The organism is Actinoplanes ianthinogenes (genome assembly GCF_018324205.1).
In the GTDB taxonomy this organism is placed as follows: domain Bacteria; phylum Actinomycetota; class Actinomycetes; order Mycobacteriales; family Micromonosporaceae; genus Actinoplanes; species Actinoplanes ianthinogenes.
On the sequence record NZ_AP023356.1, the window covers coordinates 4,101,970 to 4,114,613 of the forward strand.

13 protein-coding genes and 1 pseudogene are annotated in these 12,644 nt (G+C 71.3%); 4 read left to right on the forward strand and 10 right to left on the reverse strand.

Annotation, left to right across the window (positions count from 1 at the left end; genetic code table 11):
- Window positions 1–22: 22 nt before the first annotated feature.
- Genes Aiant_RS18385 through Aiant_RS18395 form a run of 3 tightly spaced genes read right to left on the reverse strand, consistent with a single transcriptional unit; the run spans window position 23 to window position 2,445 of the window.
- Window positions 23–664: an HAD family hydrolase gene (locus Aiant_RS18385; RefSeq protein WP_189328331.1), complete on the reverse strand. Its 642-nt coding sequence runs from the start codon at window positions 662–664 to the stop codon at window positions 23–25.
- A gap of 9 nt (window positions 665–673) precedes the next feature.
- On the reverse strand, window positions 674–922 hold the full coding sequence (locus Aiant_RS18390) for a glutaredoxin family protein (protein ID WP_189328330.1): 249 nt from the start codon (window positions 920–922) through the stop codon (window positions 674–676).
- On the reverse strand, window positions 919–2,445 hold the full coding sequence (locus tag Aiant_RS18395; RefSeq protein ID WP_306415809.1) for a class I adenylate-forming enzyme family protein: 1,527 nt from the start codon (window positions 2,443–2,445) through the stop codon (window positions 919–921). The genes Aiant_RS18390 and Aiant_RS18395 overlap by 4 nt, the downstream gene beginning before the upstream one ends.
- Window positions 2,446–2,796: 351 nt before the next feature.
- Here Aiant_RS18395 and Aiant_RS18400 point away from each other — a divergent pair, with 351 nt between their 5' ends.
- Together Aiant_RS18400 and Aiant_RS18405 are read left to right on the forward strand one after the other, a co-directional pair.
- Entirely contained in the window at window positions 2,797–3,741 is a 945-nt protein-coding gene (locus tag Aiant_RS18400) for an ECF subfamily RNA polymerase sigma factor, BldN family (protein WP_189328329.1), read from the forward strand.
- 166 nt (window positions 3,742–3,907) lie between these two features.
- Window positions 3,908–4,768: pseudogene (locus Aiant_RS18405) on the forward strand (DUF5667 domain-containing protein); the annotation flags it as partial.
- A 388-nt stretch (window positions 4,769–5,156) separates the two neighbouring features.
- Here Aiant_RS18405 and Aiant_RS18410 read toward each other — a convergent pair.
- The 5 genes from Aiant_RS18410 to Aiant_RS18430 form a co-directional block, all read right to left on the reverse strand.
- A complete protein-coding gene (locus Aiant_RS18410) occupies window positions 5,157–6,161 on the reverse strand; it encodes a lysophospholipid acyltransferase family protein (RefSeq protein ID WP_189328327.1) in 1,005 nt (334 codons plus the stop codon).
- Window positions 6,158–7,237, reverse strand: a complete 1,080-nt coding sequence (locus Aiant_RS18415; protein ID WP_189328326.1) for an NAD-dependent epimerase/dehydratase family protein — start codon at window positions 7,235–7,237, stop codon at window positions 6,158–6,160. Before Aiant_RS18415 ends, Aiant_RS18410 begins: the two co-directional genes overlap by 4 nt.
- Before the next feature lie 73 nt (window positions 7,238–7,310).
- Window positions 7,311–7,412, reverse strand: a complete 102-nt coding sequence (locus Aiant_RS18420; RefSeq protein WP_007465623.1) for a 30S ribosomal protein bS22 — start codon at window positions 7,410–7,412, stop codon at window positions 7,311–7,313.
- A 170-nt stretch (window positions 7,413–7,582) separates the two neighbouring features.
- Entirely contained in the window at window positions 7,583–7,795 is a 213-nt protein-coding gene (locus Aiant_RS18425; RefSeq protein ID WP_014694808.1) for a helix-turn-helix domain-containing protein, read from the reverse strand.
- A gap of 190 nt (window positions 7,796–7,985) precedes the next feature.
- The gene (locus Aiant_RS18430; RefSeq protein ID WP_189328325.1) at window positions 7,986–8,906 is read right to left on the reverse strand and encodes a proline dehydrogenase family protein; all 921 of its coding nucleotides are present in this window, start codon (window positions 8,904–8,906) and stop codon (window positions 7,986–7,988) included.
- Window positions 8,907–8,995: 89 nt separating this feature from the next.
- On the opposite strand from Aiant_RS18430, the gene Aiant_RS18435 reads away from it, so the two are divergent.
- Window positions 8,996–9,562, forward strand: a complete 567-nt coding sequence (locus Aiant_RS18435) for a CGNR zinc finger domain-containing protein (RefSeq protein WP_189328324.1) — start codon at window positions 8,996–8,998, stop codon at window positions 9,560–9,562.
- Between the two features lie 663 nt (window positions 9,563–10,225).
- Here Aiant_RS18435 and Aiant_RS18440 read toward each other — a convergent pair.
- Window positions 10,226–11,038 (reverse strand): sugar phosphate isomerase/epimerase family protein, encoded by an 813-nt coding sequence (locus tag Aiant_RS18440; RefSeq protein ID WP_189328323.1) that lies wholly within the window; start codon window positions 11,036–11,038, stop codon window positions 10,226–10,228.
- An 85-nt stretch (window positions 11,039–11,123) separates the two neighbouring features.
- Between Aiant_RS18440 and Aiant_RS18445 the strand changes: the two genes are divergently transcribed.
- The gene (locus tag Aiant_RS18445) at window positions 11,124–11,954 is read left to right on the forward strand and encodes a DUF3109 family protein (RefSeq protein WP_189328322.1); all 831 of its coding nucleotides are present in this window, start codon (window positions 11,124–11,126) and stop codon (window positions 11,952–11,954) included.
- On the opposite strand, the gene Aiant_RS18450 is transcribed toward Aiant_RS18445, so the two are convergent.
- Window positions 11,951–12,634 (reverse strand): response regulator transcription factor, encoded by a 684-nt coding sequence (locus tag Aiant_RS18450; RefSeq protein ID WP_067697652.1) that lies wholly within the window; start codon window positions 12,632–12,634, stop codon window positions 11,951–11,953. The genes Aiant_RS18445 and Aiant_RS18450 overlap by 4 nt on opposite strands.
- Between the last annotated feature and the right edge of the window lie 10 nt (window positions 12,635–12,644).

Below are 12,644 nucleotides of genomic sequence, written 5' to 3' on the forward strand. Positions count from 1 at the left end.
TACCCCGAGAAGGCCACCTCACTCAGAGTGATATGGCCATCTTCACCGCTTCGACGAGCGAATCCGCGACCGGACGGCCGGATTCACGCAGACGGACCGGGTCGGTGAAGCCCCCGGTGTAGAGCACCGAGGCGGCGCCGACCGCGTCGGCGGCGGCCCCGTCGTCCAGCGAGTCGCCGATCAGCACCACGTCGCCGCCGGCCACGCCGAGGCCCTCCAGGTGCCGGGCCAGGTGTGCCGCTTTCAGGTCGCCGCCCACCTCGGTGCGCAATCCGTCGATGCGGGCGAAGATCCCGGCCAGCCCGTAGTTCTCCACGGCCGGCACCAGCTCGCTGTGGAACCACATGGAGAGCAGCGACTGCGTCCCCGGCCATGTCTTGATCGCGGTCATCGCGTCGTGCGCCAGGGTGATGTCGGTCAGACCCAGCCGGTACGCGTCGTGGAAGATCCGGTCGAGCCGCCCGAACTCCTCCGCGCTCACCGCCCGGCCGAGCATCTCCGCGTAGAATTCGGCGACCGGCCGGCGGAACATCCGCCGGTGCTCGTCCGCGCCGACATCGCGCCCGCCGACCGCGGCGAACGCCGCGTTGGTCGACGACACGACCAGGTGAAGATCGTCGAGAAGGGTGCCGTTCCAGTCCCAGACCAGGTGCTTTGCTGTCACCCCGAGAATTTACAGGTGCGGCTCACCCGGCTGTCGAGCCAAATCTCGGAGCAGCCGCTCCTCCTCGACCCGCCAGTATCCGTGCTCCTTGCCGTCCAGCAGGATCACCGGCACCCGGTCGTCGTAGTCACGCTGCAACTCGATCGACGAGTCCACGTCCACCCGCGTCCACCCGCCCGGCGCGATCCGGTCCAGCGTCTGCTCCGCCACCTCGCACAGGTGGCAGCCGTCCCGGCTGATCAGCGTGATACGGCTCATGACAGCTCCCTCTTACGGATCTTGCCGCTCAGCGACCTCGGCAGCGACGCGACCACCTCGATGGTCGGCAGCTTGAACCGGGCCAGCCGGGCGGCGCAGTGCACCTGCAACTCGGTCACCGACGGCGCCGGGTCGCCGGACACCACCACGTAGGCGTGCGGCCGCTGCCCGGTCTCCGGGTCCGGCCGGCCCACCACGGCCGACTCGGCCACCCGCGGATGCGCGTCCAGCACCCGCTCGATCTCCGCGGGATAGACGTTGAACCCGTTCACCAGGATCAGCTCGCCGATCCGGTCGACCAGCACCAGGTCGCCGTCCGCGTCGGCGTACGCGATGTCCCCGGTCGGCCACCACCCGTCCGCGTCCGGCCCGCCGGAGCCGTCCGGCCAGTACCCGGCGAACAGGTTGGGTCCGCGCACCACGATCTCCCCCGGGTCGGTGCCGGCCGACACGGCCACCGCGAGGTCCAGCTCGGCGAGATCCTCCTCCGGCGAGGCCGTCCCGTCCCGCCACAATTCGAACCCGCTTCGGGTACGCAGGGAGAGCTCCACGCCGGGCAACGGCCGCCCGATCGAGCCGGTCTTCTCCGGGTGACCGACCGCGGTGGTGGTGAGCACCGGGGCGCACTCGGTCAAGCCGTACCCGATCAGGATGCTCTTGCCGGTGACGGCCCGGAAGCGCGCCGCGGTCGCCGGGTCCAGCGGCGCCGCGCCGCACACCGCGGTCCGGACCCCGCGCAGCGCCTCGCCCGCGCCCGGCTGCCGGACCCACGCCTGGTACATCCCCGGGACGCCGACCACCACGGTCACCCCGTGCGCGGCGATCAGGTCGAGGCTGCCCGCCGGGTCGAACCGGTCGGTCAGCACCCCGGTCGCCGCGTGGTGCGCGACGCTGCCCAGCCCGGTGTTCAGCCCGTAGGCGTGGAAGAACGGCACGGTCAGCAGCACCACGTCGTCCGGCCCGACCACGGCCGGCTCGATCCCGTCGAGCTGCTCGTGGTTCGCCGCGAGCGCGGCGTGCGTCAGCATCGCGGCCTTCGGCCGCCCACTCGTCCCGGAGGTGTAGAGCAGGACCGCGAGATCGTCAGCGGAAACGCGCGGGAGGTCGGTGGTCACGGCCGCATCAAATTCCGGACGTACGCACGACTCGCCGAGGCCCAGCCGTAACTCGTCGTCCTGTCCGATGACGATCAGCGCACACCCGGCGTCGGCGATCGCGTAGCCGGCCTCGTCCGCGGTGTATCCCGGATTGATCGGCACCGCGACCCGGCCGGCTCGCAGGGTGCCGAACCAGGTGACCACGAACGCCACGGTATTGCCGAGCACGGATGCCACGCGATCTCCGGGCGCGGTCCGCGCGGCCACGAAATGAGCCGCCGCGGTGACCTTGGCATCCAGATCCGCCCAGGTCAGGACGGTATCGCCGGCGATCAGGGCGGCGGCCTCCGGTCGGCGGGCAGCGGCCTCGGCGACCGGGTCACGGGCGGGTTCCTCCACGACGCCCGAGTCTGGCACATGCGTCACCCGTCCGGGATAGCGGACAGCCGGTCCGTTGCCGTCCGGCGCCGGATCGGCGAGGGTGACCTTGATACCGGATGCCGAGTTAGGACGGATTCGCGGCTTTGCGCGCAGCGCACATGGTGTGCGACTCCCCGTGTCCGAACTCGGTGATACTTCCGGTCTGTGTAACGGACTCCACACGAACGGGTGAGGTTACCGGCGATTTCCGCGGGTTGCCCCACCCCTTTTGTATGCGAGTGACCACCCTCATCCCGAGGAGGCCGCTGTGCCACACAAAGGACGGAATCGCCGTGAATCCCTGTCTGGCGGGACGGATTCACGGACGCCGCAGGCCCGCCCGGTTGAGGAGGCGCAGTGACTCATGTGTACGCCGGGGACCCGTACCACCGCGACGTCCTCTCGGGGAGACACCCGCTCTCCGACGGCCTCAACGCGATCCGGGAGTCAGTCGACGGAATGATCACCAATGCGATCCGGGGGGACGGCCCGCGGCGTACCGGCAACCGCCGGCCACTGAACAACTCGCCGTCGGTGCCGGCGCCCGGCAGCAACGGCAAGTTCGGCGGCAACCGGCTCGGCGCACGGCCCCCGGCCCAGCCGACCGCCGGGCAGCGCTCCAACCTCCCCGAGGGTGAGACGATCAGCGGCGACCACACGGTCGTGCTGCCCACCCAGAGCAAGACCGGGCCACCGACCGAGACCCAGCCGCCCAAGGCCCGCCCGGACCGGGGCGACCCGGCGGCCGAGGTCTGGGCGCTGGTCGAGCGGGCCCAGGCCGGCGAGTCGGAGGCGTTCGGCCTGATCTACGACCGGTACGTGGACACCGTCTTCCGGTTCGTCTACTTCCGGGTCGGCAACCGGCAGCTGGCCGAGGACCTCACCTCGGACACCTTCCTGCGCGCGCTCAAGCGCATCGGCAGTTTCACCTGGCAGGGCCGTGACCTGGGCGCCTGGCTCGTCACGATCGCCCGCAACCTGGTCGCCGACCACTTCAAGTCGGGCCGCTACCGGCTCGAGGTGACCACCGGCGACGTGCTCGACGCCGACCGCGAGGACCGGGGCCCGGAGGGCAGCCCGGAGTCCGCGGTGGTCGACCACATCACCAACGTCGCCCTGCTCACCGCGGTCAAGCAGCTCAACCCGGAGCAGCAGGAGTGCATCGTGCTGCGGTTCCTGCAGGGTTTCTCGGTCGCCGAGACCGCGCAGACGATGGGCAAGAACGAGGGCGCCATCAAGGCCCTGCAATATCGCGCCGTCCGCGCGCTCAACCGGCTCCTGCCGGAAGGATTCCAGTCTTGATCGGGCAGTGCGAGATGTCGATCTCCGATACCCGATGGTTCCCCTCCGCACCCGTAACCGGACCCGCGTGTCGCGCGTTTGTCCGGATGCGACCCGCGGCTGCCGTCCGCGGCCCGGTCGCCGACGCCGGCATACGGACCGGCGGGACACTCACGAGCGAGGGGAGGTGCCCACGGTGAAGTTCCCTTTTCTGGATCGCCGGAGCGCCGAGCGCTTCGCGGAACACGTCGACGATCCCGGTGGCGCCGTCCGGCACCACACCCGTGGTCACGCCGATGACGAGCTGATCGAACTGGTGGCGCTCAGCCACCGTCTGGCCGCCACCCGGCCGGCCGGGCAGGTCGACGCCGAGTTCCGCGTCGGTCTGCGCGCCATGCTGGTCGCCACCGCCGAGCGGGACGGCATCGGCCGGACCGCCGTCGAGGCGGAGCCCGAGCCGATCGCCGAGCCACCGGCCCGCGGCCGAGCCGTCTTCGGCCGCCGGATCCGCACCCGCGGCGCGATCGTGCTCGGCGTGGCCGCCGGGGCGATGGCCGTCTCCGGGATCTCCGCGGCGAGCGAGAGCGCGTCACCCGGCGACGCCCTGTACAGCGTGAAGCGCCAGACCGAGCGGGCCCAGCTGGCCATCGCCGGCTCGGACGCCAGCCGCGGGCAGCTGTCGCTGGACTTCGCGCGCAACCGGCTGACCGAGGCGGCCTCGATGAGCGGGGACGCGGCGGCCTTCCGGGACGTGCTGGACGACATGGACGCGGACACCCGCAAGGGCGTCCGGCTGATCACCACCTCGGCCGTGTCCCGCAAGGAGGCCAAGCAGCTGACCATCCTGGACACCTTCGTCGCGGAGCAGCGCGGCACGTTCGAGCCGACGCTGCGCAACCTGTCCACCCCGAACCGGGAGCGGGCGCTGACCTCGCTCGGCCTGCTGTCCGAGGTGGCGCAGCGCACCGAGCAGCTGCGGACCGGCCTGGACTGCGAGAAGGTCGTCGCGGCCGGTTCCGACGAGCTGGGCCCGAAGCTGCACGACTGCGGGGACGGCTCCGGGATCACCGACAAGACGCCGCCGACCTCGACACACTCCGGCGGCGACAAGTCGAGCAAGCAGAACGGCCAGGACACCACGCGAGGCAAGCCGGCCCGGACCGGCTCGGCGGCACAGCCGGGTAGTTCCGCGGACGCCGCGACGCCGGGCGACAAGGGCACCACGACGCCCAGCGGAGCGACGGCCACCACCGACGCGGCCCGCCCGGACCCGACGGTGACACCCACCGACGGCGCCGGCTCGGACGACGGCGGCCTCGGCGGCCTGCTGGGAGATCTGTTCTAGCTCGTGGCCCACGGAACGTGGCGAGGGGCGGTGCCGGAGAAATCCGGGGCCGCCCCTCAATCGTCACTATAGGACGGTTCGCGGGGTCGTGTCACCGCGCGAACGGATCTGGCCGTTTCTGGAGCAACTCGTGCAGGGTCGCCTGAATCGTCTCCCGCACCTGGTCGGCCAGGTTGTAGACGACCAGCGGATCGTCCGCGTACTCGGTGAGGTGCGCGGTCGGGATCGGCGGGCAGAACTCGATCAGCCACTTGCTCGGCAGCGGGATCAGGCCCAGCGGTCCCAGCCACGGGAAGGTCGGAGTGACCGGGAAGTACGGCACGCCGAGCAGCCGGGCCAGCGGTTTCAGGTCGGCCAGGATCGGATAGATCTCCTCGGCGCCGACGATGGCCACCGGGACGATCGGGGTGCCGGTGCGCAGCGCCGCCGAGACGAACCCGCCGCGGCCGAAGCGCTGGAGTTTGTACCGCTCGGAGAAGCGCTTGCCGATGCCCTTGAAGCCCTCCGGAAAGACGCCGACCAGCTGGTCACTGTGCATCAGGCGCTCGGCGTCCGGGTTGCAGGCGACCGTGGCGCCGGCCGCCCGGGCCAGCTCGCTCAGGCCGGGCATCCGGAAGACCAGGTCGGCGCCGAGCAGGCGCAGCGCCCGCTGCCGCGGATGGTTCTCCCGCAGCGCCACGGTGAGCATCAGCGCGTCCAGGGCCAGCGTGCCGGAGTGGTTGCCGACCACCAGGCCGGGACCGTCGGACGGCACGTTCTCGATGCCGAACACCTCGGTGCGGAACCAGTCGCGATAGAGCACCCGGAGCATCGGGTGCAGCACCGCGGCGGTCAGCTCCGCGTCGTACCCGAACTCGTCGACCTCGTACGCCCCGGCCAGGCGGCGGCGCAGGAAGGCCAGGCCGTCCGCGATCCGGCGATCCCAGACGTCGAGCGCGTCCGGGCCCGGCATCGCCGTCGACTCCAGTTTGGCCACCTGCTCCTCCGGTTTCTCCGGGATCGGGCGGCGGCCGTTCACCTTTTTCGGCGGCGACGGCTCGGGCAACCGGAACTCGGCTTGCCCGGGAAGCATGTCGCGGAACTCGTCCTGACTCAAGGGCGGTCTCTCCCGGCCGGGCTGGCGTCGGCCGTCGCCCGCACCCGCCGGATGCCGTCCAGGATCGCCTGCTCGGCGGCGGCGAGCCGGTCGGCGGTGAGCGAGGAGCCGGCCGCGTGCGCCTGGATGAACTCCTCGAACGCGGTGGCGGTGCTGCGCGGGGTGAAGCCGAACTCACGGATCAGCCGGGAGGTGTCGACCACCCGGCCGTGCACGAAGAGGTCGATCTGGTCCAGGCCGATCTGCTCCACGCCCAGCTGGCGGGCGAGGGCGGCGGCGGTGGACAGCCCGCTCTCGGGCAGCGGCAGGGCGATCCGGCCGGCCCGGCGAACCGCCTGGGACAGCATCAGGACGCCGGTGCCGGCGACGTTGTAGGTGCCCGGATGGTCCTCGGTGACCGACCGGTGCAGCACCTCGAGCGCGTCGTCCACGTGCACGAACTGGAGGCGGGCGTCACGGCCGAGCACGGTGGGCACCAGTGGCTGGGCGAAGTACCGGGTCAGCGACGTCTCGGCGGACGAGCTGATCATCGGGGCGAAGCGGAGGACGGTGGCCGCGACCTCGGGACGGCGGCGGCGGAATCCGCGCACATAACCCTCGATGTCGAGGATGTCCCGGGCGAACGGGCCACGCGGCACCGCCCGCGGCTCGGTGTCCTCGGTGAAGACGGCCGGATCCCGGAAGGAGGCGCCGTAGGCCGCGGTGGAGGAACGCACCACCAGCTTGCGCAGCCCGGGCGCGCCCTGGGCAGCGGCCAGCACCTGCATGGTGCCGATGACGTTCTGTTCTTTCATCCCGGCGCGGCCGCCGTGGGCCGGGTCGGGCACGCTGGTCACCGCCAGATGCACGACCGCCTCGGCGCCGAGCTCGGCGATGGCCTCGGTGGCCGCGCGGGCGTCGGCCCGGATCCGCTCGACCCCGTCCAGCAGGCCGAGCAGCCGTGCGGGCGGGTCATGCGGATCCAGACCGACGACACGGTCGATCCGGGGATCTGCGGCGAGGCGGGCAGCCACCCGAGCGCCGAGATATCGGCTGACTCCGGTGACCACGACAACGCTGGGCGGTGAGGTCACCACGAGCGCACCTTTCGATGCAGAGCCTGGGGTCGGCAAGCGACGGCGTCAGCCGGGTGGAGCACCCGGCCGGCCGTCACTTGCCCAAACGGCGACGCTGGACGCGGGTCTTGCGCAGCAGCTTGCGGTGCTTCTTCTTCGCCATACGCTTGCGGCGCTTCTTGACCACGGAGCCCATACGAAAGCCTCTCGAACCATGTTTGAGTGGAACCGGCGCGCGGCCGGAACCGATCTGGACGGCACCCGGAACGGCGCCGCTAGGTGGCGGCACGCGTCGGACCGGGAACCAACCGGTCCAGCGTACCGGCCCGCTCCGTGTGGGCCAACACGACCCCGGCAGGCCGCCCGTCAGGCGGTCTGGGAGAACGCGCCGCGGAGATACTCGTGTACCGCGTGCTCGGGCACCCGGAACGAGCGTCCGACCCGGACGGCGGTGAGGTCACCACCGTGCACGAGCCGGTAGACGGTCATCTTGGAGACCCGCATCAACGTGGCCACCTCGGCCACGGTCAGGAACCGCACCTCCGAGAGGCGCTCCTCGGTCTGGGCTGGACCCGTCATCTCGTCGCACCGATCCTTTCGCAGGCACGCGCCTCGCCTGGCGAACGTGCGTGTCATCAGAACCGTATCGATGCGGCTGTGACCAGGGCGTCGCGTTCCGTAATTTGCCCACAAAAAGTCAAGTGCGACACGCCGGATCTGTGTCCAATTAGCCCGAAAGGTCGCCTTCGGCGGAGTTACCCCCGCTGAGTCACTTCCGCGACGAAACTGCCTTCACGAAAAAGGCGACGTTGGCTGGTCGCTCGGCGAGACGGCGCATGAGGTAGCCGTACCACTGCTCGCCGTACGGCAAGTAGACCCGCACGGTGTGCCCGCCCGCCGCGAGCCGGGCCTGCTCCTCCGGCCGCACGCCGTAGAGCAACTGGAACTCGTACTCCCCGGTGGAGCGGTCGAACCAGCGCGCACGGTCCTCGGCGATCGCGATCAGCCGCGGGTCGTGGGTCGCCACCATCGGATAGCCCTCGCCGGCCATCAGGATGTTCAGGCACCGCACGTACGACTTGTCCACGTCCAGCGCCGACTGGAACGCCACCGACTCGGGCTCGGCATACGCACCCTTGCAGAGGCGCACGCGGGACCCGGCGACCGCCAGCTCCCGGCAGTCCCCCTCGGTCCGCCGCAGGTACGCCTGCAGCACCGCCCCCGTGTCCGGGAAGTCTTTACGCAGCTCAAGCAGGGTTTCCAGGGTCGCGTCCGTGGTGCTGTGATCCTCGGCGTCCAGCGTCACCGTGGTGCCCGCCTCGGCGGCCGCGACGCAGATCGCCCGGGCGTTCTCATAAGCGATCTTCTCGTCCAGGCGCTGGCCGAGCGCGGACAGCTTGACGCTCACCTCGGCGGGCGGCGTCAGGCCGGCGTCGTGCAGCCGGGCCAGCAGCCCCACGTACTCGTCGCGGACGGCGTGCGCCTGCTCGGCCGTCTCGGTCTCCTCGCCGAGATGATCCAGGCTGATCGCCAGCCCGTCGTCGGCCAGCTCCCGGCTCGCCCGGATCGCCTCCTCGGCGCTGCCGCCGGCCACGAAACGCCGGACCACACCTCTGCTGACGGGGGCTGACTCGACCAACCGCTCCAGCCGGGCGGAGCCGGCCGCGGCGAAAAACAGGGAACGGAGCATGCGTCGAGCGTAATCGCCCGGCCGGGCCGGGGCGCGGCAGTGCGGTCGAGGAATCGCACCTCGCGGCCGGTTGCGGCTACCGTGGTCGGGTGAACTTCGATGCGTACGCCCGGACGGCGGTCGACCTCGTCAACGCCGGCCTGGACGATCTCGCCGGCCTGCGGGCCCTGTTCGCCGGCGACCTGGACTACATGCGGGACCAGGTCGTGGAGAAGGACCTCGCGACCTTCCGCCGGGCACAGCGCCGGCTGCGTGAGGTCTTCGAGCTCGGCACCGCCGGCCGGGACGCCGACACGGTGCGCGAGCTGAACTCGCTGCTCGAGGCGTACCCGGTGCAGCCACGCATCTCCGGCCACGACGCCAGCGACTGGCACATGCACGTCACCAGCCGCGGCTCCTCGGTGAGCGCGGAGTACCTGGCCGGCGCCGTCTGGGGCCTGGCCGTCTGGCTCTGCGAGTTCGGCAGCGCCCGCTTCGGCATCTGCGCCGACGAGCGCTGCGGCAACGTCTACCTGGACACCTCGTCCAACAACTGCCGCCGCTTCTGCTCGGAGCGCTGCGCCACCCGCTCCCACGTCGCCGCCCACCGAGCCCGCAAACGCGCCGCCGCCACCCCGGAGCCCGTCCCGGCCACCGAAACCCTCACCCCGGCCTGACGCCCCTTCCCGCGGCCGGCGGCAGTCGCGGTCCCGGCCGGCCCGTCCGGTGACGCGGCCGGTTCCGGTCCGCGGCCGGTTGCGGCCCGCCGCCCGCTTTCCGACCACAATGCCTTTCCCGGTACGCCCCGCAATCCGAACTCGGACGACACCACCCCGCTCTGCCGTGCGCTGGCGGGCTGGCCCCCATCGCCCCAACCCGACACGAAACAGGGCCACGGACACCAGCCCAAGCCTGCGGGCTGGCCCCCATCGCCCCAACCCGACACGAAACAGGGCCACGGACACCAGCCCAAGCCTGCGGGCTGGCCCCCATCGCCCCATCCCGGCACGAAACAGGGCCACGGACACCAGCCCCGACCAACCGGCTGACCCCGATCGCCCCATCCCGGCACAGGACTGCGCCTCGGGGCTGGGCTCGTCCTCCGAGCCCTGAACCAGGCGGGACGACAGGTGTCAGCACAGCCGAGCCCACAGCTTGCGCTCCGCGCCTTGAGAGCAGCCCGGCAACTCGGGACGCGTTCAGGTTTTTCGGTGACCACCCACGGACCGTGCAGGGCGGGCTGATCGTTTTGGACGCGCCAGCGGCCAGATCAGCCCGCCCGGCCCGCGCGGGAGCATGCGGTCCGCACCACAGCGGACGCGCGTAAAGGAAGATCTTTATCAGGCTTTGACCGCGGGCCGGGACGAACCCGCCAGGTGGCGGCGGGCGAACTCCAGGGACTCGCGCAGGTCGGCCTCGCGGACCGCCCGGCTGGCGGCCTTACGGGTGTTGATCTCGCAGGCCACCGACCCGGTGAAACCGCGCGCGGCCAGTGAGCGCAGCAGCTCGGCGCAGGGCTGGTTGCCCCGGCCGGGCACCAGGTGCTCGTCGCGGCCCTCGCCGGAGCCGTCGCCCAGGTGCACGTGCCGCAGGCCGGCGCCCATCTTGTCGGCCATGTCGAGGGAGTCGATCCGGGACGCGGCGCAGTGCGAGAGGTCCAGCGTGTAGGCGTCGAAGCCGGTCTCGGTGGGGTCCCAGCCCGGGGTGTAGGGCACGAACCAGCGGCCCGCCATCTTGACCGGGAACATGTTCTCCACGGCGAAGGTGAGGTCGGGGTGCCGGTCGCGGACCTTGGCCAGGCCGGCGGCGAAGTTTTTCGCGTAGTCACGCTGCCAGGTGAACGGCGGGTGCACCACGACCGTGGGGGCGCCCAGCGACTCGGCGAGCTGGGCCGCCCGGGTCAGCCGCTCCCAGGGGTCGGAGCTCCACACCCGCTGGGTGACCAGCAGGCAGGGGGCGTGCACCGAGAGGACGGGCACGCCGTAGTGGTCGGCCAGGCCTTTCAGAGCGCCGGCGTCCTGGCTGACAGCGTCGGTCCAGACCATGACCTCGAGCCCGTCGTAGCCCACCGTGGCCGCCATCTCGAACGCGGCCGCCGTCGGCTCGGGGAAGACCGAGGAGCTGGAGAGAAGCACGGGAACTCGGGAACTCACGCCCTCCAGCCTAACCACGCCCGGCACCGCCGGATATATCCGCTCCAAACGGTCATGATCGACTGACCCGCGTAGTCTGTGCGGGATGAGCCGCGCACGACGCCCCGTGGAAGTGAAGCTCGACTTCCCTCGGGAATGGATCGAGTTCCTCGACCCCGCCGACGAGCAGCACCTCGTCCGCGCCGACCTCACCTGGCTGCTCTCCCGCTGGACCTGCGTGTTCGGCTCCGCCTGCCACGGCATTCTGCCCGGTCGCGCCGAGGACGGCTGCTGTTCGCACGGCGCGTTCTTCACCGACGCCGACGACGAGAACAGGGTGAAGGCGGCCGCCGCGAAACTCACCCCGCAGACCTGGCAGCACCACCGGCGCGGGTTCAAGAACTGGACCGAGATGGACACCGTGGACGGCACCAAGCCGGCCCGGCGCACCGCCACCCGATCGGGTGACGGCCCGTGCGTGTTCCTCAACGACGCGGACTTCCCGGGCGGCGGCGGGTGCGCGCTGCACGCCCAGGCGTTGCGCGACGGGGCGCACCCGCTGGCCTACAAGCCGGACGTCTGCTGGCAGCTGCCGGTCCGCCGGGAGCAGGACTGGATCACCCGGGCCGACGGCAGCAAGCTGTTGCAGTCCACGCTGACCGAGTTCGACCGGCGCGGCTGGGGGCCGGGCGGGCACGATCTGGCCTGGTGGTGCACGTCGTCGCCGGAGGCGCACGTGGGCACCGAGCCGATGTACCTGTCCTATGCCCCGGAGCTGACCGAGCTGATCGGCGAGGCGGCATATCGGAAACTCGCCGAGCTGTGCGACGCCCGGATCGCCTCCGGCCTGATCGCGATCCACCCGGCGACGACAGCCGCCGCGGAGCCGAAGCGGAAAGGCGGGCGCGAACCCGCCTCTCCGCGTTCCGTCTCCTAGGGCTCGAACTTGTAGCCCAGGCCGCGGACCGTGACGATGTAGCGCGGCGCGCTCGGCTCCGGCTCGACCTTGGAGCGCAGGCGCTTGACGTGCACGTCCAGGGTCTTGGTGTCGCCGACGTAATCGGCACCCCAGACCCGGTCGATCAGCTGGCCGCGGGTGAGCACCCGGCCGGCGTTGCGCAGCAGCAGTTCGAGCAGCTCGAACTCCTTCAGCGGGAGCTGCACGCCGGCGCCGTCGACGGTCACCACGTGCCGTTCCACGTCCATCCGGACCGGGCCGGCGGCGAGCGTCGGGGTGCTGACCTCGGCGGCCTCGCCGCCCTGGCGGCGCAGCACGGCACGGATCCGGGCGACCAGCTCACGCGGCGAGTACGGCTTGGTGACGTAGTCGTCGGCGCCGATCTCCAGGCCGACCACCTTGTCGATCTCGCTGTCCCGGGCGGTGACCATGATGATCGGGACTGCGGACCGCTGCCGGAGCTGGCGGCACACCTCGGTGCCGGACATCTCGGGCAACATGAGGTCGAGCAGCACGATGTCGGCACCGGTCCGGTCGAACTGCGTGAGGGCGGAGGTGCCGGTCGCGGCGACCGAGACCTCGAAGCCCTCCTTGCGCAGCATGTACGACAGGGCGTCGGAGAACGACTCCTCGTCCTCGACCACGAGCACGCGGGCCAATGAAGTTCCT